Origin of the sequence: Nonomuraea sp. NPDC050153 (genome assembly GCF_044460125.1) — a bacterium.
GTDB lineage: Bacteria > Actinomycetota > Actinomycetes > Streptosporangiales > Streptosporangiaceae > Nonomuraea.
In genome coordinates, this window is record NZ_JBITJQ010000020.1 from 60,658 (window position 1) to 78,916 (window position 18,259).

The 18,259-nt window shown below is 69.6% G+C and carries 21 protein-coding genes and 3 pseudogenes; 9 read left to right on the forward strand and 15 right to left on the reverse strand.

The window, feature by feature from the left end; translation table 11 throughout:
* Positions 1-73 precede the first annotated feature (73 nt).
* Both ACIBQ1_RS37560 and ACIBQ1_RS37565 read right to left on the reverse strand, forming a co-directional pair.
* A pseudogene (locus ACIBQ1_RS37560) lies at positions 74-223 on the reverse strand (maleylpyruvate isomerase N-terminal domain-containing protein); the annotation flags it as partial.
* On the reverse strand, positions 211-573 hold the full coding sequence (locus ACIBQ1_RS37565) for a putative quinol monooxygenase (protein WP_397284336.1): 363 nt from the start codon (positions 571-573) through the stop codon (positions 211-213). The gene ACIBQ1_RS37565 and the pseudogene ACIBQ1_RS37560, both read right to left, overlap by 13 nt.
* A 59-nt stretch (positions 574-632) precedes the next feature.
* Between ACIBQ1_RS37565 and ACIBQ1_RS37570 the strand changes: the two genes are divergently transcribed.
* The 3 genes from ACIBQ1_RS37570 (at position 633) to ACIBQ1_RS37580 (ending at position 2,443) form a co-directional block, all read left to right on the forward strand.
* The gene (locus ACIBQ1_RS37570; RefSeq protein ID WP_397284338.1) at positions 633-923 is read left to right on the forward strand and encodes an ArsR/SmtB family transcription factor; all 291 of its coding nucleotides are present in this window, start codon (positions 633-635) and stop codon (positions 921-923) included.
* A 98-nt stretch (positions 924-1,021) separates the two neighbouring features.
* Entirely contained in the window at positions 1,022-1,939 is a 918-nt protein-coding gene (locus tag ACIBQ1_RS37575) for an aminoglycoside phosphotransferase family protein (protein WP_397284340.1), read from the forward strand.
* 102 nt (positions 1,940-2,041) lie between these two features.
* Entirely contained in the window at positions 2,042-2,443 is a 402-nt protein-coding gene (locus tag ACIBQ1_RS37580; RefSeq protein WP_397284342.1) for a hypothetical protein, read from the forward strand.
* Here the strand turns inward: ACIBQ1_RS37580 and ACIBQ1_RS37585 are convergent.
* A complete protein-coding gene (locus ACIBQ1_RS37585; RefSeq protein WP_397284344.1) occupies positions 2,412-2,558 on the reverse strand; it encodes a hypothetical protein in 147 nt (48 codons plus the stop codon). The genes ACIBQ1_RS37580 and ACIBQ1_RS37585 overlap by 32 nt on opposite strands.
* Before the next feature lie 260 nt (positions 2,559-2,818).
* On the opposite strand from ACIBQ1_RS37585, the gene ACIBQ1_RS37590 reads away from it, so the two are divergent.
* The gene (locus ACIBQ1_RS37590) at positions 2,819-3,031 is read left to right on the forward strand and encodes a hypothetical protein (RefSeq protein ID WP_397284346.1); all 213 of its coding nucleotides are present in this window, start codon (positions 2,819-2,821) and stop codon (positions 3,029-3,031) included.
* 330 nt (positions 3,032-3,361) lie between these two features.
* On the opposite strand, the gene ACIBQ1_RS37595 is transcribed toward ACIBQ1_RS37590, so the two are convergent.
* The 5 genes from ACIBQ1_RS37595 to ACIBQ1_RS37615 all read right to left on the reverse strand — a co-directional run bounded on the left by ACIBQ1_RS37595 (position 3,362) and on the right by ACIBQ1_RS37615 (position 7,094).
* Positions 3,362-4,489: an amidohydrolase family protein gene (locus ACIBQ1_RS37595; protein ID WP_397284348.1), complete on the reverse strand. Its 1,128-nt coding sequence runs from the start codon at positions 4,487-4,489 to the stop codon at positions 3,362-3,364.
* Positions 4,490-4,679: 190 nt separating this feature from the next.
* Entirely contained in the window at positions 4,680-5,303 is a 624-nt protein-coding gene (locus ACIBQ1_RS37600) for a hypothetical protein (RefSeq protein ID WP_397284350.1), read from the reverse strand.
* 182 nt (positions 5,304-5,485) lie between these two features.
* On the reverse strand, positions 5,486-6,448 hold the full coding sequence (locus ACIBQ1_RS37605; protein WP_397284352.1) for a hypothetical protein: 963 nt from the start codon (positions 6,446-6,448) through the stop codon (positions 5,486-5,488).
* Positions 6,445-6,756 (reverse strand): hypothetical protein, encoded by a 312-nt coding sequence (locus tag ACIBQ1_RS37610; RefSeq protein ID WP_397284354.1) that lies wholly within the window; start codon positions 6,754-6,756, stop codon positions 6,445-6,447. The genes ACIBQ1_RS37605 and ACIBQ1_RS37610 overlap by 4 nt, the downstream gene beginning before the upstream one ends.
* Positions 6,753-7,094, reverse strand: a complete 342-nt coding sequence (locus ACIBQ1_RS37615; protein WP_397284356.1) for a YbaB/EbfC family nucleoid-associated protein — start codon at positions 7,092-7,094, stop codon at positions 6,753-6,755. Before ACIBQ1_RS37615 ends, ACIBQ1_RS37610 begins: the two co-directional genes overlap by 4 nt.
* A 223-nt stretch (positions 7,095-7,317) precedes the next feature.
* On the opposite strand from ACIBQ1_RS37615, the gene ACIBQ1_RS37620 reads away from it, so the two are divergent.
* Positions 7,318-7,695: a hypothetical protein gene (locus ACIBQ1_RS37620; RefSeq protein WP_397284358.1), complete on the forward strand. Its 378-nt coding sequence runs from the start codon at positions 7,318-7,320 to the stop codon at positions 7,693-7,695.
* A 535-nt stretch (positions 7,696-8,230) separates the two neighbouring features.
* On the opposite strand, the gene ACIBQ1_RS37625 is transcribed toward ACIBQ1_RS37620, so the two are convergent.
* Positions 8,231-8,683 carry a hypothetical protein gene (locus ACIBQ1_RS37625; protein WP_397284360.1) on the reverse strand — a complete coding sequence of 151 codons (453 nt, stop codon included), beginning with the start codon at positions 8,681-8,683 and terminating at the stop codon, positions 8,231-8,233.
* Between the two features lie 46 nt (positions 8,684-8,729).
* Here ACIBQ1_RS37625 and ACIBQ1_RS37630 point away from each other — a divergent pair, with 46 nt between their 5' ends.
* Entirely contained in the window at positions 8,730-9,146 is a 417-nt protein-coding gene (locus ACIBQ1_RS37630; RefSeq protein WP_397284361.1) for a hypothetical protein, read from the forward strand.
* Between the two features lie 490 nt (positions 9,147-9,636).
* Here ACIBQ1_RS37630 and ACIBQ1_RS37635 read toward each other — a convergent pair whose 3' ends face one another.
* The gene (locus ACIBQ1_RS37635) at positions 9,637-10,092 is read right to left on the reverse strand and encodes a hypothetical protein (RefSeq protein ID WP_397284363.1); all 456 of its coding nucleotides are present in this window, start codon (positions 10,090-10,092) and stop codon (positions 9,637-9,639) included.
* Positions 10,093-10,969: 877 nt separating this feature from the next.
* On the opposite strand from ACIBQ1_RS37635, the gene ACIBQ1_RS37640 reads away from it, so the two are divergent.
* A complete protein-coding gene (locus ACIBQ1_RS37640) occupies positions 10,970-11,749 on the forward strand; it encodes a maleylpyruvate isomerase family mycothiol-dependent enzyme (RefSeq protein ID WP_397284365.1) in 780 nt (259 codons plus the stop codon).
* Positions 11,750-11,792: 43 nt separating this feature from the next.
* On the opposite strand, the gene ACIBQ1_RS37645 is transcribed toward ACIBQ1_RS37640, so the two are convergent.
* Both ACIBQ1_RS37645 and ACIBQ1_RS37650 read right to left on the reverse strand, forming a co-directional pair.
* On the reverse strand, positions 11,793-12,374 hold the full coding sequence (locus tag ACIBQ1_RS37645) for a hypothetical protein (protein ID WP_397284367.1): 582 nt from the start codon (positions 12,372-12,374) through the stop codon (positions 11,793-11,795).
* A gap of 595 nt (positions 12,375-12,969) precedes the next feature.
* A complete protein-coding gene (locus ACIBQ1_RS37650; protein WP_397284369.1) occupies positions 12,970-13,761 on the reverse strand; it encodes a MerR family transcriptional regulator in 792 nt (263 codons plus the stop codon).
* A 747-nt stretch (positions 13,762-14,508) separates the two neighbouring features.
* Between ACIBQ1_RS37650 and ACIBQ1_RS37655 the strand changes: the two are divergent.
* Positions 14,509-14,847 (forward strand): annotated as a pseudogene (locus ACIBQ1_RS37655) (dihydrofolate reductase family protein); the annotation flags it as partial.
* A gap of 111 nt (positions 14,848-14,958) precedes the next feature.
* On the opposite strand, the gene ACIBQ1_RS37660 reads toward ACIBQ1_RS37655, so the two are convergent.
* Positions 14,959-15,999: a hypothetical protein gene (locus ACIBQ1_RS37660; protein ID WP_397284640.1), complete on the reverse strand. Its 1,041-nt coding sequence runs from the start codon at positions 15,997-15,999 to the stop codon at positions 14,959-14,961.
* 630 nt (positions 16,000-16,629) lie between these two features.
* The gene (locus tag ACIBQ1_RS37665; protein ID WP_397284371.1) at positions 16,630-16,788 is read right to left on the reverse strand and encodes a hypothetical protein; all 159 of its coding nucleotides are present in this window, start codon (positions 16,786-16,788) and stop codon (positions 16,630-16,632) included.
* Positions 16,789-16,914: 126 nt separating this feature from the next.
* Here ACIBQ1_RS37665 and ACIBQ1_RS37670 point away from each other — a divergent pair.
* A pseudogene (locus ACIBQ1_RS37670) lies at positions 16,915-17,178 on the forward strand (transposase); the annotation flags it as partial.
* Positions 17,179-17,235: 57 nt separating this feature from the next.
* Here the strand turns inward: ACIBQ1_RS37670 and ACIBQ1_RS37675 are convergent.
* Positions 17,236-18,234, reverse strand: a complete 999-nt coding sequence (locus ACIBQ1_RS37675; RefSeq protein WP_397284373.1) for a hypothetical protein — start codon at positions 18,232-18,234, stop codon at positions 17,236-17,238.
* Between the last annotated feature and the right edge of the window lie 25 nt (positions 18,235-18,259).

Sequence of the window (18,259 nt, forward strand, 5' to 3'; positions counted from 1 at the left end):
CCGGCACGCCGTCGCCGACCGTACCCGTCAGGGGTGGCGTGCGCGGCCCCAGCCGGGAGTGGGCGGTCGCGGCCAGAGGGCGGGATCGGGGTACCCGCGGGCCAGAGCGCAGCAGCCAGGTGTAGGCATCGGCGCTGCGGGCGAGGTGCACAAGCACCTGACGGCGGGTCCAAGCGGGGAGCGCCGACGGAGCGCGTACCTGCTCGTCGGTCAACGCGGCCACGGCTCCGACGAGCCGCGCTTCGCCGCGGCGTCCACGCTGAGCGGCGTCAGCCAGTGGATCTCCAGGTCCTCGCGCAGGTACTCCATGCGAGTCTGCTGGAATTCGGCGAGGCCGGGCTGGGCGAGGTGGTCGCGCAGGTCGTCCCTGGAGCGCCACAGCTCGTAGAAGACCAGCGTGGTGGGGTCGGACGCGTCGCGGTGGACCTGGTACTGCCAGGCGCCCGGCTCGGCGCGGGTCGGCTCGACGAACGACAGCAGCAGCCGTTCCAGGTCCTCGGCACGCTCGGGACGCGGGCGGGCGAATCCGTAGATCCCGATGGGGCCGTTTCCTTCAGGTATGACGATGTTCATACCTGTGGAGGCTAGCCGTGCGTCGAGGTACGATGCAAGCCGTACCTGAAGGGGAGGACATGGAGATCGGCAAGGTGTTCGCCGCGCTCGCCGACGACTCCCGGCGGCGGATGGTGGCCGAGCTCGCGGCCGACCCCGGGGACCGGGAGCGCGCCTGCGGGTCGTTCGACCTGCCGGTGACGAAGGCCACCCGTACCCATCACTTCCGGGTCCTGCGGGAGGCGGGCCTGGTCACGCAGCGCGATCACGGCAACGGGAGCGCGCTGCGGCTGCGCAGGACGGACATCGAGCGGCACTTCCCTGGCCTGCTGCACATCCTCGTCGCCGAGCTGCACCAAGACGGAGCATGACGCGACGTGATCACCCTGCGCTACCAGAACGCCACCGACAAGGAACGACGGCGAGAACCCCGAACCAGGGAAGGGCCGCCCAGCTACCGTTGATCGGCATGACCCACACCGAGATCGAGATCACCGCCGAGCTGGTCCGGGAACTCCTGCGCGACCAGCACCCCGACCTGGCCGATCATCCTCTGCGGCTCGGCGCGCGGGGCTGGGACAACCAGCTGTGGCGGCTCGGCGACGACCTCGCCGTCCGGCTGCCCTGGGCGACGCAGATCGCGGACGGGCTGCTGCGCAAGGAGTACGCCTGGCTGCCCGCGCTGGCCCCGTACCTTCCGCTGCGGGTCCCGGTCCCGCAGCGCCTCGGCGAGCCTTCCGGGCGGTTCCCGCGGCCGTGGATCGTCACCACCTGGGTGCCGGGCACGCCCGCCGACCACGCCCCCGCCACGCGCGCCGCGGAGGCGGCCGACGCCCTGGCCGGATTCCTGACGGCTCTTCACCGGCCCGCCCCCGACACGGCGCCCGCCGGCGGCCATGGCCGCGGCAGGCCGCTGGCCGGACGCGCCGAGCACTTCGGCAAGCTGCTCGCCTCCGCCACCGGGCTGGGGCTGATCTCCGACCCGGACGCCGTCCGCTCGGTCTGGGAAGACGCCCTCGCCGCGCCCGACTGGGCGGGCCCGGCCCTGTGGCTCCACGGCGATCTGCATCCCGCCAACGTCGTCACCGCGGACGGCACCTTCTGCGGCGTGATCGACTTCGGCGACCTCTGCTCGGGCGATCCGGCCTGCGACCTCGCCGCCGCTTGGGTACTGCTGCCGGACGGCGCCGCCGACCGCTTCCATGACGCCTACGAGCCGGCCCCGGACGCCGCGACCCTGCGTCCCGCCCGCGGCTGGGCGGTGCTGCTGGCCCTCAGCGGCATCCTCATCGGTGACGCGGGCATCCACGGCCGCCCCGGCGGCAAGCCCACCTGGGGCCCACCTGGCCACGCCGCCCTGCGACGCCTCCTCGAAACGGCCCGTTGACCGAACCGGGCCGAACAGACCGCGTGGGGTCCGTACGAGACCAGGCAGAGCCACCGACGAGCTGCAGCGGGTGGCCCGGTCTGGTGAGCACTGGTTCTGCCGGTGGCAAGTGACGGCCGGCTGCGCCTGCCCGAGCCACTGCTGGACGTGCGACTGTTCGCCCACCGCGTGGTCAGCGGCGCCCTGGGCGTGTTCCTGCTCGCGGCGACCGCGCTCGGCGGCGTCTACCTGCTCATCACCCAGTACCTGCAACTGGTGGAGGGCCTGTCGCCGCTGCGGGCGAGGCTGTGGGTGCTGCCCGCGGCGGCGCTGCTCGTCCTCGTCTCCACGGCCTCGCCCATCCTGGCCCGGCGGGTGCGCCCGGGACGCCTCATCGCGGCCGAACTCGCCGTCCAGGTGATCGGCTACCTGATGCTCACCCAGGTCGGCGCCACCGGTGGGCTCCCCCTCTGGTCGCGGGCTTCATCATCCTCTACCCGGCCGTCGCCCCGTCCACGGCGTTGACCACCAACCTGATCGTCGGCTCCGTGCCGCCCCAGAAGGCCGGTGCCGCCTCCGGGCCGACCACCACCTGCAGCAACCTGGGCATCTCCCTCGGCATCGCGATCATCGGCAGCATCGCCGCCGCCGTCTACCGCGGCCAGGTCGCCGCCGGGCTGCCCGCAGGCCTGCCACCCGAGGCTGCCGCCGCGAGCCGTGACAGCCTCGACGGCGCGGTCGCCGCGGCGCAGACCCTGCCCGGTGAGCTCGGCTCGGCCGCGCTCGCACCCGCCCGGGCGGCCTTCGCCAGCGGGCTGAACACGGCGGCCGTCATCGCCGCGGTCATCGCCGCCGGCGCGGCGGTGCTGGCGCTACGACGGCTCGGCCACATCCCGCCCGATGGCGAACCGACGCGACCTCAAGGTGGTCATCGGCACCCGGTATCCGGCTGCCCGGATCGGTGCAGGCGAGCTGATCATCGATCTGGGCACCGCTCCGTACCTCGACCCGCAAGCCCTCGGCCACCACGTCAAGGACCTTTTTATCGCCTCCCGCGAGCCGGAGGCGGCCACTCCCTACCGGCGGGAACGCTCCAAGCGGTCGCGGCTGTAGCCGAGGCCATCGCCAGACGGGCCACCGGCTCCCCGGCCCTCTGCAGACCGCTCGGTCCAATCGGTGATCTCAATGGCCTTCGGGATCACCACGCAAGGCCGCCTGCCGCCGGCGTCCGGAGGCGAGGATGGAAGGGTCCGGTTGCGGGACCCGATTGCCATGACACCGGTCGCCGCTGCCACAGTTCCTGGATCAGTGCCGTGGCGTTCGGCACCATTGCCGACGGCCAGTCGATGCTCGCCTCCAGTGGTGAGGACTGCACCGCGCGCTTGTGGGATCCGATGAGCGGCGTGTCCTTGAGCCCTCCGCTCACCCATTCGCGGCGTGTCATCAGTCCAGGACGCGGCGCCCCATCCGGTAGACGGCCAGCGGTCGCCGCAGCGCGGTGATGTTGAAGAGCGGGTCACCCGCCACGACCAGCAGGTCGGCGTCGAACCCGGGCGCGACCCTGCCCTTGCGCTCCCCCACCCGGCAGACTCGGGCCGCGGCCGATGTGATCGCCCGCAGCACGTCCAAGGGCGCGTACCCGTGCTCGACCAGCATCTCCGCCCCGTACGGCAGCACTCCGTGGGGCTTGGGCGGCCCGATGCCCGCGTCCGTCCCGATGACGAAGTCCACCCCGGCGGCCTGAATGGCCCGCAGCGCCTCCCTCATGCCCGCCATCCGCTGCTGGATGCGTGGGGGCAGCGGCGCCGGGCCGGGCGCCACTCCCACCGTGAGGGACACCACGACGTCGGCGGCGGCCAACCGGGCGATCAAGGCGTGGTCCACCGCGTAGGAGTCCTCGGTGAAGAACGAGCAGTGCTCGATCGAGTCGAACCCGGCGTCCAAGACGTGCGCGATCCCCTCCGCGCAGTGGACATGCCCGGTGATCGGCAGGCCGTGCGCATGCGCCTCGTCGGCCGCCGCCTTCAACTCGGCGAGGCCGTACTGGAGGAGGTGGGAGTGCGTGCCGGGCGTCATCTCGCCGCCCGTCACCATCATCTTGATCACGTGGACGCCGCGCGCCGCCCGTTCCCGTACGGCCTGGCGCACCCCCTGCTCGCCCGCCGCTTCACCACCCAGGAACCAGCAGTGTCCCCTGGGAGTGGTGATCGGCGGCCCGGCGGAGAGGATCTCCGGCCCGTCGAGCCCGAGCCCGAGCCCGAGCGCCAGATAGTCCCGGTCCCCCAGGTCGCGCACGGTCGTCACCCCGGCCGCGAGGTGCTGCCGCGCCGCCTGCCGCATCCGGTCGGCGAGCCCCGGCGGTTCCAGCATCGCCACGACGTCGCGGCCGGCGTCGAAGGCCAGGTGGACGTGGCAGTCGATGAGTCCCGGCAGCAGCGTGGCATCGCCCAGGTCGACCGCCGCCGGCGCATCGGTGGTGATGCCGGTGATGCGGCCGTCCTCGACGATCACCACCTGGTCGTGGCGCATTTCCTGGCCGTCGAAGAGACGGCGGGCGCGTAAGGCGAGCATGCCTCCACCATCGCGCCCTCGCGCCCCGATCGCCTGAGTATGCCCCTACTCAAGTTCGCCCGCGCCCGCTCGACCAGGCCCGACTCCACCGCGGAGAGCGGATCGTCGAGCGGGATCCGGAACGCGCGGATCTGGCCCGGCCCGAAGTCCGCCGTGAGCCTGATGCCGGGCAGCGGGGTGTCGAGGATCGTCAGGGCGGGCCAGTCGGCCGCGGCTGCAGACGTTTCGCCCGCCTCCTTGAGCCCCCGCCCGCATCGCCGGAGGAGGAGACCGGGTTGCCCAAGCTGACCGCCATCGTACCGATCCCGCGCATGGCCCGGCCGCCGAGGAGCGGACTGAGGCCGGGCGGTGCTGGAAGGGACGAGGTTCTGCTGCGGCCCGTGCGAGCAGGCCAGCCACTACGTAAACGAGCTCGACGAGCACAGCGGGGCTGCGATGAGCGACTGCGCTCGCTCACGATGGAAGAAATCGTCCAAGGGTCAAGGTCAGCGACCGGTACACCAAGGCGGTCGAGCAGCCCGGCTCCAAGAAGATCGATGTCCGCCTGGGCGCGATCTACGCGTTGCGACGCCTGGCGCAGGATTCGCGGCGTGATCGTGAAACGATCGCCCAGGTGATGGCCGCGTACGTACGCGAGCACGATCCCAAGCCGAAGGCTCGACCGCCTGAGCAGCCAGATACCCACGTGGTGGCGGCCCTGGCTGTGGTTGGCAGCGTCTACGGAAAGCCGCAGCCATACGGTGAGTACGATCGAGAGTGTTTCCTCATAGGTCCGGGGGACGTAGGCGCGCATTTCGGCCAGCACGCCCTGCATGGCCGCGGCAGTGTATGACTTGCTGATTTGAGCTGAGATTTCGCCTCAATCCACGCCCTTTACAATGTAGATCTCCTAGGAGGCGGGAGCTCCCGTCTCACCCCGCCGTCCGCGACGTTGCCGCCGTTCGCCATGGCCGAGGCCACGGTCCGCAACACCTAGTGACCCTCCTGGCGATCCACCTAGCCGGGAGAGCCTTCCCGGCCGTCGTAGCGCTGGGCGAGCACCCGCAGGCGCTCGTTCAACCGCTCGCGTTCGCCGGCCAGGCCCTCGGCCTCGAACCGGAGCTGGCGGAAGCGCGCGGCCTCCTCGCCGCGCGTCACGGCGAGAGTGTCGTCGATCTGGCCGCGGGCCACCCCGAGCCGCTCTCCCGCGTGGCCGACCAGCTCGGCTTGCTCCCGCAGGCCGTTGCGGGCGGCCACCATGGCCTCCCGGTCGGCGGGCGACAGAAAGGGATGCCGGTTCCAGTCGCCGGTGTAGCGGACGGTGTAGTCGCCCACGTTGTGCGGGTAGCGGGACCGCGTGGCGACGATCGTGTCCCTGATGCGGACATGGCTCACCTCCAGCGTCCCGCGCGCCTCCTTGGCAACGCGCTGCGCGGCCTCCAGAGTGCCGCGCACCGCGTCGAGGTGCAGCCGGACAATGTTCTCGGGGGTCGCCCCGCCGCCGAGGCGGGCCGCCCCGCCCGACCGATGCTTCTTCAGCCGGTCGAACGCCTCGGCGATCTTGCGCATGGCCAGCTGCATCTGGCCGTCGGTGCGCAGAGCGGCGGCCTGCACGGCGGGCACCGACTGGGGGGCCACCTGGCGGGCGATGCCGGCGTAAGCGGCGTAGAACAGGTAGGCCGCCCCGCCCGCCGCCGCGACCAGCGCCGCCGCCTCGACTCCGCCGTACGCGATATCCATCCGCCGGCCGAGGTCGGCGGCCCGCGTGGCGGTGTCCGCCGTGTGCGCGTCGAACGCCTGCGCCGCCGGGCCGGCCTCGTCGTGGGCGGGCCGCCGGGCGATCGCGATCTCGGCCCCCCGGTCGCGGTGGAAGCCCGCGCCCTGTGCCAGCAGCGGGAGATGGTCGCCGGTCGGCACGTCGCGCGGCCGCTCGACCGGCAGCAGCGGCGCGCCCATCGCGACCAGCGGGTCGTCGCTCATGCCAGCATCCGGCGCACGGCCTCGGCACGCTGGATGCTGGCCAACTCGGTGGCGGCGTTGCTCCCGGCCATCACGATCTGCCCGTCGGCCGCCAGGCGGGTGCGACCGTGCAGGTCCTCGGATTCCTCCAGCATGTTCCGCAGCAGCGCCTCCAGCGCGACCCCGACGTACGGCAGTAGCCCGGCGGCGGCCACGGCGGTGCCCAGCGACCGGTTGAACTCCTCGTGCTCGTCGGCCAGCGCCTGCACCGCGTGCCCGGACCTGGCCCGCCCGTCGTTGTTGTGCACTACGTCCGGGATCTCGCTCACAGTCCCTCCAGTCGCCGCAGCAGCTCGTCGAGTGAGGCGTTCATCTGGGAGAAACGGCCCAGTGCCTCGGTCTCGAACTCGTCAAGGCGCTTCGCCATGGTCTCCGGCGCGAGGGCGGGTGGCAGGTCGTCGGCGGGCTTCCCGCCTCGCGAGAGCTGGTCCTGCTGCGCGGCCCGCACGGCGGCCAGCACCTGCTCCTCCAGTTCCTGGGAATCGAGCCGGAGCGCCCGCGGGGCGATGCGCACGCGCTCGAGCAGGCCGTCGGCGCCGACCGTGGCGCTTACCAGCCCGCGTGCCGCCTCCCCAAAACCACGGAGATCCTCGCCTTCGGAAGCCATGTACCCGCCTCAACAGCCGTGATCTTTGTGGCAGCTCCATGTATAGCACTCTGGCCGGGCGCCCGTCAGGCGGGAGCGAACAGAACGCGGGATTTCAGGTCAAGCCGGGCAGTCGGGGCTTGGGCGGGCGGGGTGAGGTTGAGCTCGTCCATGTCTCGACAACTACGTCAGGAAAGGGTCGACATGAGCGATCTCCGCCATCTCCTCCGCACGCGGGACCGCCATGATGGACATTCCGCGAGGCCTGTACAACCCGCCGACGAAGATCCCCGGCAACACCGAGGACCACGGCCGGCGGGTGCAGATCGGCACCAACCCGTTCAAGCCGGGCCAGACCTTCGCCCGGACCCTGCAGGTCGATCCCGTCTTCGGATGGCCCGCCACCAGCACCATCTTCATGCGCGACCCCGTGGCGACGTGCGTGCCGGTCCCCGACGACACGCGCCACAACGTACCGGCCGTGTCTCCGTGGCCGGCCACGTCCCTTGAGGGGTACCTGGTGCTCGGAAAGACCGTCGCTCAGGTCCGGCCGGAGATCGGGAAGCGCGGCCTCAAGGTCACCTATCTCATCACGGAGCCCCGTCCCGAGGGCGACCGATGAGGTCCCGAAGCCACGCGCAGCATTCCCTGCGTCATGTACCCCAGCAAGCGGAACACCCCGGTCGGCGAGGACTGGCTCGTCTGGCAGGCCGACGAGCCACAGCAGGGCACGATCCGGCTGATGGTCACCCGCAGGCTCAACGGCCGGGCCACGCAGGAGTGGCCCCAACGCGGGCCGGCACTGGCCCGTCGCACCGCTGGACGAACGTCCGGCACCCGAGTACCGCCTCGTTGCGCGATCCCTCGGGCTTTGCTCGCGGTGCCAGGCCGCGCGGGCCGAACCAGCCGCGCATTCGATCCGCTGTGGGCTGTCCATGGGATGGGGCGCCCCAGACGGCGAAGGTGGCCTCCTTCTCCACGCGCTGAGGGGGTGTCTTCTCTCGCACCCTCGCCGATGTTGCGGGCCCACCCTTGTGCCACGATCCGGTGCAAGCGGTGGTGTACGCCTACGAGTCCGGCCTGATCCAGGCCAGCCGCCGCCTCCTCCCCCAGACGCGCGGGGAGGGGGCGTACGAGGCGGTCACGTGCCGGGAGCCCTACTTGGTGGCGTAGCCGGTGCATTCGGTCGGGCTCGTGATAGGGCCATTGTGCTTGCAGGCCTTCCACGGGGCGCCGTAGTCACCGACGTCTGGAGTGTCGAACCACCCGCTCACGCTGCTCGTCCTGAAGGCCGTCGGCGTACCGGCACCGCTGACCAGCCAGACCGCGCCGCCCCCGGCGAGGTAAGCCTGGCCGTGATAGCCCCGCCCGGTCCCCTGCGTTCCGTCACACCACCACAGACGAACCGTCGCGGCGGAACCACCGATCCTCAGCATCGTGCACGGAAGGGCCGCGATCTTCGTCGATGCCGAGACCGACTGGCCCGCAAGTCCTTGCTGGGCCGCTGCCGCCCGAGCCGGTGCCGGGCTGAACAGCGCCACCGCCAGCGCACTGGCCGCCAAGGCGCCGACTGCAGCCCAGCGATTGTGGACCTTCGTGAGTTCTTTCACCGAATCCCCCTGTTTCTGCGTGGCGCTTCGGCCGACTGCCGACCCAATGAGCATCGCAACAGCCGCTGTCGTGGGGCTGTCGGAGAGCCTTCGCCTGATCGTCGGTGGGTGCGCGCCTACCGCGGCCCGACCCGCTCGGGGCACCACGGCAGGGGACCATGCGGACTCTCACCGGCGCAACTTCCGCGAGCCCCAGGCGGGGGCACGGCCCGGACAGACCCGCCCAGACCTGGCTGACGTGGTCGACCTGCTGCGGGGCGCGGCGCGGGTGCACACCCGGCGGACCTTCGGCGCGGTCTCGGCGGGCGCCTGGCGCGACGGGCCGGCCGTCGCCGTGGCGCAGTGGCCGTTCCTGCCCGCGGCGGCCCTGGGCGACCTTGGGGGTCTGCCGTCAGTGTCCACCTCTACGGCCTTGCCCAGTTCGGGTGCGCGGCCCTTGCCTTCACCGCCGCGGCTGCCTTGACCCGGCGGCGGAGCGGCCAGAGACGAGCCCCGGCTTCTTGAGAAAGAACGCCCAGCGGATCAACAATTCGCCAGAGTGACAACCCGGCCCACCCCGCTGACGACCGGCGATGTTCTCAAGAAGCGCGCCCAGGACAACGAACGCCGGGAGCTACGCGGCGGTGACGCGGCCGGCCCGGTCGGCAGCATGGACGGCGCCAGCCTCGGCTACGGAGCGTGCCACCGCTGTTCTCACCGCGCAGGTCCAGGCGGTGGAGGCGGTGTTCGTGCTGCGCGAGTTGCCGGCCAGGGATGGGTTGGGCCGCTTCGGGGCGCAGGCCGGGTGGCGTACGCCCGGCGGGTTCGCCCACGGCATCGCAGCGAGGCCACATAGACGGTGGGCCCAGCGCGCCTGGCCGAGCTCGTCGGCCCGACAAGGGGGCAGGCGCGCTGGGTCTCCCTTCGGTCACCGCGTGGGTGCACGGTCTCCCCGAGACCGGCGCCCCGAGAGGTCATTCGACGGCGTTGACCGTGATCGCGTTACTCAGGGCAGACTTGTTACCCGCCGCATCCACTGCCAGCAGGGTGAGGGTAACCGGTCCTGGTTTGTCGGCGTACGCGAAGGCCACGGAAATGTTCGGGAAGTGCGGACGCGGGCGTGCGACGATGTCGCTCTCGAACACGCCGTCCAGGTAGAGCTCGTACGTGATGTCAGCTTGGGGGGTCACGGCGTCCGTGGACAGCGAGTAGCTGAACATCAACTCGAGGAACGGCTGCTCGAACGCCGTCAACAGGGTCGGGGCGCTCGGCGGGGTGGTGTCGGTCGCGGCCGCGGCCGGGCCGGCTAACAGTGAGGCGAGCAGCGAGGCGCCCACTGCGAAGGCGGCCGCGCCGCGGCGGGGGGAGGGGGAAGACATCTGGCGATTCCCATCTGCCGGTGGACATACGACATCGATCGGATCGTGCACTGTCTGCCCTCCATCACGGACGGAGGCGGAGGACGGTTCATTGTCATTGGCTGTTGCTGAGGGTGAAGACTTGTGGCGTGTGACGGTTGCATGAGGGCAGCGGTCACGGTGATCGCAAAGATTGCGATCTTGATATCAATGAGTCCGTCCGTGTGACCTGCGGAAACTCTGCCCGCCCGAGCCGGCGATCCTTCCGCCCCGGCAGATGATCTCAGGGGTGCGCTGGCCCTATGGCCGGTGGTAGCTCTGTACCTGAAATCGAAGCCGAGACGGGGAGGAGTGGGGGCGCGGAGAACCGCCCTGAGCAACCCTGTGATCCGGCTGCGGCCGCAGCGTTACGATGCCGGCGATGGCGACGGCTTCAGCGTGGGTCGGCGGTGAAAGCGCAGGTTGCGGCTCGGTCCCGCAGCAGGGCTGCGGACTCGAGGGAGTCGATCACCTCGAAGGGCCGCGAGACGTACGTCGGCGATGCGCCGGTGTGTCGGTGTGTCGGTGACCTCCCGCTCCAGCAACGACACCTTCAAGCCTGTCATGGACGGTGAAGGTGAAGATCGGTTGTAGCGGTGAGTGACCGATCGGAGGGGCAAGAGCGAGGGCTGACACGTCGACGTGTCCGATTCCGCGTGCGGCGCATCGCTCGTGCAGCTCAGCGGCGTGACCATGAGCGGTGGCAGAGCTCAGCGGAGCCTGCGGGATGTCCGTCCAATGTCCGGCTATTGGCCTGGACCTTCCTGTGGTTGCCGGACAGTCTGGAAAAGCTGGTCGAGGTGCGGATACCACGGGTAGCCCCTGATCATCGACATCGACCGGCGATCGGCATTGAGTGACACTGGCCCGCGAACTTCGGAAAGATCACAAAGCACTTGGAGGTGCAGCGATGGACACATCCGCGTATTTGAAGGCCGTTGTCGAACAGACGACCACGTTCGCCGATTGGGTGCACGGCAGGGATGCGGCAGCCCCGGTGCCGACATGTCCGAAGTGGACGCTGGCCGATCTTGTCGACCATGTCGGTGGGACACAGCGTATGGTGGCAATGCTCGTGGGTGAGCAGATGACCGAGCCGAGCAGGGCGTTCGCCGGCTACGTTCCGGGTCCGACCGATTCGGGCCAGTGGCGCGCCTGGCTGAGCGACGGCGCGGCCGAGGCGAGACAGGCGTTCGCTTCGGCCGTCGATGACACGCAGGTGTGGGATCCGTCGGGCGGCGCCGCAGGCGTGCCGTTCTGGTCACGTCGGCTGTTCGGCGAGGCTTGCGTGCATCGCGCGGACGCGGCTGCAGCGCTCGGCATGCGGTACGAGTTGGCGCCGGAGCTTGCCGTTGCGGCCCTCGAGGACTGGCTGGACACGATGGCTTCCCGCGGCTATTGGGAGAACAGGCCGGGCTTCGCCGATGCGATGCGCGGGGGCGGTCAGACTCTGCATTTCCACGCAACCGACGCGCCTGGGGAGTGGGTGGCACGCCGGGAACCGGACATGGTCGTGCTGGAGCGCACGCACGCCAAGGCGAACGTCGTGGTACGCGGCCCAGCCGTCGATCTCCTGCTCGTGATCAGCAGGCGTCGCCCACTGGATGCGGCTTCCACGCTGGAATTGCGGGGGGATCGGGCGCTGCTCGACCACTGGATCGAACACGTGGACTGGGTCACCAACGGCTGACCCACGCTTGGATGCAACCTCACGACGGCGAACTGACCTGCGTTCAGCCCCGTTTCGTGGCCAGGGGTTCGCGTCCGCGCTCCGGCGTTATCAGGCGGGCGGCCCGGGGGTCGGCGAGCAGAGCGATCGGTGCGAGATGGTCCTCATGCAGCGGCCGCCAGTGAACAAGGGCGTGGCCAGGCGTCCTGGACGGCGTCGAGAGCGGCATGCACGGCCACGTCGAACACCGGGTTGCCGCAGCAGAGCCGAAGCGGCGAACCTGTTCGTGCGCGGCGAACAGGTCCTCGTCGAGGGTCCACGACCGGGTCTCGCCGTGGGTGAGCAGCCGGTAGAACGGGTCCTCGTGCTCCTCCCTCGACAAGGTCCGCATCTGGAAGTTCAGGAACGAGACGCGGTCGCGACCGAAACGCGCCGCATCTGTGAATACGGCCGGCGGGCGGTCCACCTCGCCGCGCAGGCTCGCCAGCCAGGCGTCCTCGACCTTGGCGTCCCATTCACGCCGGGTTTCGCATCGAGGGCGGTCGAGGGCGTGGAATCCGGCATAGAAGTCGTACATCTTCTCGTAGAACGAGCCGTGCGGCTCGGGCCCATGGCCGTCCAGGAGAACACGTCGTAAGCCGCCCATTTGCCGCGCCCGTCGACGTCGCCCGGGTCGAGGCAAACAACGCCGGCGTCCGCCTCCAGGGAAATCAGCAACGATCGTGCCGCTGCGGGTTCTGCGTCCTGCTCATCCCAGCCGGCGTAGACCCGGTCCCGCGAATTCCATCAGGTCCCACCGACATCGCCGATGCCGGCGATAGCGTCCCTTGTGCGACCCATACCGCGAGGGATCGCAGCGGGCGTGCCGTTCGGGTGTTGGGCAGACCGGCCGGTCGCATCGTGCATTCGGAACATCGGTACAGCCGTTGGCGCCGAGAACGATCAGGGCCGCTTGGGCACTCCACTCGGGAAGCTGCGACGAGACCCAAGTAGCCCTGCGTAGTCGTCACTACGGTCTGCGATCAATGTTCGGTGTGGCATTTGGCGTGGTGTTCCATGTCGCGCTGGTTCGCGGACGGCCGGTTGCTGGCCACCGACCCCGGCCTGGCCGGGCGCTGGTGGTCGAGTCGGTCGCCTGCCCGGCGATCGGCAGGGTACGGGCCGAGTGCCTCACAGCGTGCGCCCAGCCGAATGAGGCATTGCCCGGCTCAGCCGGGCCGCGGGGCCGGGAACTGCCGTTCTCAGCTGTTGTCCCGGGCGGCCCGTGCCCGGTCCAGATAGGCGTATAGCGCGGTCATCTTCTCGGCCGGCCAGGGCAGGTTCCGGACGATGTCGCTGCTGTGGTCCTGCCACAGCTGTCGGACCGCGTTCTGCATCTGCTCGCGCTGCTCATCGGTGATGCCTTCGGGCTGGAAGGGCACGCCGATCGTGTCCCACTGGCGCAGGAGGTCCTGCACCTGCGGGTGATCGACCGGGGTGCCGTCCTGCACATGGCCCAGCAGTTGCTCGACCAGCCCGGCCCAGCGGGTCTTGGTCGCCTCCACCGCCTCCGGGCCCAGGGCCTCGCGCCGGCGGGCCAGCTGCTCAAGCTGCTCTTCGCTGAAGTAGTCGTCCAGCACAGAGATCATCTCCAAGGTCGTCATGAACTCGTCAGGACCGGGCATCGACCCCGCCTCCAGCCGCTGCAGCAGTGCGCGGACCTGGTGGGTGAGCTGCTGAATCGTGTCCGCTTGCACGGTCAGCCGGCCCAGTTGGGCCACCAGCAGGCTGTGCATCCCCGCCAGATCCTCCGACGAGGCTGCCAGCACACCCTTGATCTGCTCCAGGGGGATCCCGAGCGCACGGAGCGTACGCACGCGATAAAGCCGCCGCAGGTCCTCTGCGGTATAGCGGCGGTGGCCGGCGGCGGTGCGCTCGCTTGGCCGCAGCAGGCCTATCTCGTCGTAGTGGTGCAGCGTGCGTACGGTTACACCGGTTGCCTGGGCCAGCTCGCCGATGCTCCATCGGCGCTTGGCGTCGCCTTTCCCGATCACGACAGCAACGCTAGAACCTCTCGCTACGTGAGGTTCAAGCCCACGCCTTGGAAGCAATCATCTGGAGGCTGTCCCAGAGCCGAAAACGCGCCCTGACCAGGGCTCTGGCGCCTGGACCCTGTTCTGCGGGGACGGCCGTCATCCGGCAATGCTGTGGTGTGACAGGGTCGTCGCGGGCGCGCGCGTGGGTCTGTCCGCGAGCTGTGAGGGCCGGCGGCTTCCGGGGATCGTGGGCGCTGCCTGGCGGGCGGCGGCGGGGACCGGCCGAAGAGCCGATCCGGCGGGAACCGAAGTCTGCCGATCGGCCAACCTCAGCCCCAAGGCAATTCGCCGTCAGCCGTCGTCCTGGCGCTCGTTCTTGTCGGCCGACTGTGCTTCGCGGTTCAGGCCACCGCGCGCGTCCCGAACTGACGATCATCGTTGACACCTGGGTCTCCGGCCACTTCGGAGATCCACATGTCTCAGCCCCCGCTCGTACGGGCGCCGGGCGAAGACCCGCGCGGAACATCTTCGGCTGGCGGCGCAGTATCTGGGGTGGCGGGTGCCGACGACGACGAAGCTGAAGGAACTCCGCGATCGATCTGGTCCAAGAGCTTGTCCGCACCGGCGCGCTCGACGAAGTGGAGCGCAGTCGCCGCGAAACTGTCGTGCTGTCGGATCGGGGCGGTGGTCTCCGTAGCAGGGGTGAGGCCGCCCGTAAGGGCGCGGCGCCGAGGTAAAGGCACCGCGATCATGAAGCTGACGACCATGACTCAGGTCACCATCGATGGAGTGACGCAGGGAAACGGCGGCGCGTCGGACGAGGACCGCAGGAACGGATTCGAGCGCGGCGGATGGGCCTGCGGGCAGGGCGACAACGAGACCCAGGCGTTCATCAACCAGAGCTACCAGCCCGCCGACGCGTTCCTGCTCGGCCGGCGGACCTACGAGCTGTTCACCGGCTCGTGGGGGTCCTGGACGGTCCAGGATGTCCCTGGCTGGGAGCCCGTCATGCGGGCGTTGAACACACGGCCCAAGTACGTGGCTTCGACCACGCTCGCCGATCCGGCGTGGCCGGGCACCACCGTCCTGTCCGACGACCTTGCGACCGCCATCGCGGACGCGACGACGGGAAGCGCCGAAATCAGGGGGACGCGAAGGCGGCCCTGCCTGGCCACGTCTGAAGCCGGGCAGGGGAGCCGGCGGTCGGGAGGGCGATCAGCGGCAGGTCCACACGGTCGCCGTGGACTGGTAGTACTGGCCGTCGTGGCTCCGCCCCGCGACGCTGCCGTCCTCTGTGATGGCGAACGCGTCGGCGTAGCGGTGCCCCGGCAGCGGGGGCAGCACCGTGCGGGTGGTGCCGTTCAGGACCACGGCCGAGGTGGGGACGCCGTTGGTCGACTCATAGCCGACCACGACGCCGGAACCGTTCACGTCCTGGAGCGTCGCCGTCGTGGACAGCGGGCTCGGCACGCCGTCGCGCCACAGCACCCAACCGGCGCCCCGGCCCGGAATGGTCCCCTTGCCGAGGATGAACGAGCCCGCGATGTCGGTCGCCGAACTGTCGGCTGCGGGATCCACCCCGCCCAGCGGGCGCAGCCCCGTCTCGACGGTGCCGGTCACCGCCCGGGTCCGGGCGCCCGCCTGGACGGTGCCCGCGAGCTCGCCGCTGTCGCTGATGTCCTTCAGTGCCCAGGGCCGGCCCGTGACGCCCAGGTCCCACGGGTTGCGCGGGTCGTCGGCCGACCACGCCACAGCGTGTTCGGTGCCGTCGTCGAACTTGGCGCCGCCGACGATCAGACCGGCGTCGTTGATGGCGCTCGCCTGGGCGAAATACCGGGTGTTCCCCGGCGGTCGGCCCATCTGGCTCAGCTTGCCGTTGTGCAGCAGTAACGGCTCCAGCGACTCGGTCCCGCCGACGGCGGTGCCGGCACGGTTGACGTCGCTGACCGTGCTGAGGGGACCGAAGTTGCCCACCACCTGGCCGTCCTTCCAGACCATGCCGATGTGCGATGAAAGCTCCTCCGGCGGACCCCAGTAACCCATTCCGGCGAAGTGCCCCGACCCGTCCGTCGACGTCACATGGGCGATGTCGTTGCCGGAGCCCGGCATACCGGGAAGACGCGTCGGACTGTACGTACAGGCCTCGCGAGCGACGTCCGCCGTCGCGACCCCGCCTACGGAGAGCGCGCTGGTCGCGACCGTCACGACCGCGATCGTTCGGACCACACCAGCGCCACCCTGCAACCAACCGAACATGCCGGCTCCTTTCCGGGGATCTTGACTCTGTGATCGCACCCTAGAAAAGAGCCGTACATAATCCCTACAGATTCTGTACGGCTGTTTTGCTGATACGGGCTTGAAACGATTCCGGTCCTCGCATCGGAGGATATGAGTCCAGCCCGGGGCCGGCGGCAGCGAGGGACTTGAACAGGAGTCCACCAAGCGTTTCGGCCGAAACACCTTCCGCGACATCGACCAGGTGGCGTCTACCTGCCCCCGGACGCGTGAGGATCACACGCTTCTGGCGTACCACTCCGCCTGGGCCTGCGGATAGACGGCCTCATATTGGCCGTAAAGGGCTGGCTGCCCGTTCCGGATGCCGACCCGCTGCTTGGTCAGATAGACCTGGAAGTGGTCGGAGGGGATTCCGCTTCGATAATCCGGTGGCGTGAGGTGTTGTTCCGATGACAGAAACCCCACCTGAAGGAGGTGAGGGATTGGTCGGCTTCCAGGCACAGTCCGTTGGAGTTGTGCCGCCCACATTGTTGTCGCAGTCGTCCACCACCATCCGCGGAGCCGGGTACTCCCCCCACATGTCTCACCCGCGTTTCATGATCGCCGTGGGGCTTCCCCGCCCGATCCAGCGGGAGGAGGTCGGGCCGAACCTCATACTGGTCCTCCACACCGTCTCGTCCAGGCGTAGGCCGCCCCCCGGACGATGTCCGGATGTGCGACCCGCGCCGGCGAGGCGTACAACGCGGCCTGGACGATCCTGCCCTCGTCGCCGTCCAGGTCGTCGACGACCTCGTCCCATGCCGGGTACATCTCCTCAGCTCATCAGGAACCACGATTGGTGCCGAATGTGCGCGCGTCGGCCGACTCAGGTGGGAACGGGCGCACACCGCCAGTGATCATGAAGATACTTACGCCTTCGTGATTGCTGGAGAGTCTGTGCCCGCTGTCCCATCATGGCCGGCTACCCCGCTGTGGGACCAGTTCGCCGCGCTGCTTCCTCTCCGACCCGCCGTCGACCCAACCCACCCCCTGGGCTGCCACCGCCAGCGGATATCGGACCGGATCGTGTTCGACAAGCTCATCCAGGTCCTGCGCTTCGGGTGCTCCTACCAGTCGATCGCGGACACGACCTGTTCGGCCGGCACGATCCGCAACCGCCGCGACGAGTGGATCCGACTCGGCGTATTCGCGCAGCTCAAATGGGATAAGCGCCCTAACCGACGCCCGTGATCCACAACCCATCCTCTTGACCTTTTGTCAGTGCGGGGTGCGGCAGTAGCACGAATCCTGGTACATCGGCGTCATCAGGTCGAGGCGCTCCGCGTATTCGGGCCGGCCGAGATCTCGGTACGCGCGTGCCCACAACGGCTTGAGGTCAGCGAAGTAGCAGCTCGGTCCGTTGACGAATGTGTCCTTGAGCCCGAGCAACGCGGTCGCCGGTTGTCCGGCATCGAGCCAGTGTGCGGCGGCGATCAGCTCTCGTTCGAGCAGCGGGTCCTCCGCGGCCACCGGCTTCCGATCTGCGTACGTGGTGGCTGGGGCGAGCACGCCAATGCCGTCCTCGCCGGGCTCGTGCCGCCACCCCTCTAGTACGTCGAACACGATCTCGAACTCGGTGTCCTGCGAGACGCTAGAGCCGTGCCAGGACGACCCGGGGTACGTCCGATCTGGGCTCGGCTGTACGCCGAGTTCGGCGGCCAGCCGATCGAGGAGTCGCCTGTCCTCGGCGTGCGCATCGATGAGGTACTGATTCTGGGCGCGCCACACATCCGGATCGCGCCCCGCAGGCGGCTCCAGGGTCGGCCGCTCGCGCCACCGCCGCAACGCCCACGACAACATGAACTCCAGACCGGAACGGGTGTCCGCCCCGATCAGGGTCACCCCGTAGTCATGACCGCTGGCCAGGGCAACCGGATGATCCAGCCGCCCGAGTTCCGGCGCGGGCACCAGCCAGCCGACGTACCCGCCGTCGCCCAGGGCACCGAAGGGTACGAACTCCGGCGTGGCATACAACGGCGTTGACGGCTGCCGGAAGAACTCCGGATCGACGTCGCAGCCATCGGGCGGGCGGGGAAACATGTCCAGGTCGAAGATGAAATCGTAGTGGGTTTCCAACAGGCCGTAATCGTAGGACTCATTCTCTAGGTAAAAGTCGTAAGCATGCTGCCAGGCGATGTCCACCAGCGTACGGAGTGCGGGCGGGGTGGGAAACGGAAAGAGATCATCAACCCACGGCGGCGGTGTGGAGTCGGTCATGGCGCCGCACAATACTGCCCAGCGT

Coding starts and splice junctions, on each gene's coding strand:
- ACIBQ1_RS37565 (WP_397284336.1), bottom strand. CDS start 573: ATGAACATCGTCATACCTGAAGGAAACGGCCCCATCGGGATCTACGGA.
- ACIBQ1_RS37570 (WP_397284338.1), top strand. CDS start 633: ATGGAGATCGGCAAGGTGTTCGCCGCGCTCGCCGACGACTCCCGGCGG.
- ACIBQ1_RS37575 (WP_397284340.1), top strand. CDS start 1,022: ATGACCCACACCGAGATCGAGATCACCGCCGAGCTGGTCCGGGAACTC.
- ACIBQ1_RS37585 (WP_397284344.1), bottom strand. CDS start 2,558: ATGCTGCCGATGATCGCGATGCCGAGGGAGATGCCCAGGTTGCTGCAG.
- ACIBQ1_RS37590 (WP_397284346.1), top strand. CDS start 2,819: ATGGCGAACCGACGCGACCTCAAGGTGGTCATCGGCACCCGGTATCCG.
- ACIBQ1_RS37595 (WP_397284348.1), bottom strand. CDS start 4,489: ATGCTCGCCTTACGCGCCCGCCGTCTCTTCGACGGCCAGGAAATGCGC.
- ACIBQ1_RS37600 (WP_397284350.1), bottom strand. CDS start 5,303: ATGCAGGGCGTGCTGGCCGAAATGCGCGCCTACGTCCCCCGGACCTAT.
- ACIBQ1_RS37605 (WP_397284352.1), bottom strand. CDS start 6,448: ATGAGCGACGACCCGCTGGTCGCGATGGGCGCGCCGCTGCTGCCGGTC.
- ACIBQ1_RS37615 (WP_397284356.1), bottom strand. CDS start 7,094: ATGGCTTCCGAAGGCGAGGATCTCCGTGGTTTTGGGGAGGCGGCACGC.
- ACIBQ1_RS37620 (WP_397284358.1), top strand. CDS start 7,318: ATGATGGACATTCCGCGAGGCCTGTACAACCCGCCGACGAAGATCCCC.
- ACIBQ1_RS37630 (WP_397284361.1), top strand. CDS start 8,730: ATGAGCATCGCAACAGCCGCTGTCGTGGGGCTGTCGGAGAGCCTTCGC.
- ACIBQ1_RS37640 (WP_397284365.1), top strand. CDS start 10,970: ATGGACACATCCGCGTATTTGAAGGCCGTTGTCGAACAGACGACCACG.
- ACIBQ1_RS37645 (WP_397284367.1), bottom strand. CDS start 12,374: ATGGGCGGCTTACGACGTGTTCTCCTGGACGGCCATGGGCCCGAGCCG.
- ACIBQ1_RS37660 (WP_397284640.1), bottom strand. CDS start 15,999: ATGTTCGGTTGGTTGCAGGGTGGCGCTGGTGTGGTCCGAACGATCGCG.
- ACIBQ1_RS37665 (WP_397284371.1), bottom strand. CDS start 16,788: ATGTACCCGGCATGGGACGAGGTCGTCGACGACCTGGACGGCGACGAG.
- ACIBQ1_RS37675 (WP_397284373.1), bottom strand. CDS start 18,234: ATGACCGACTCCACACCGCCGCCGTGGGTTGATGATCTCTTTCCGTTT.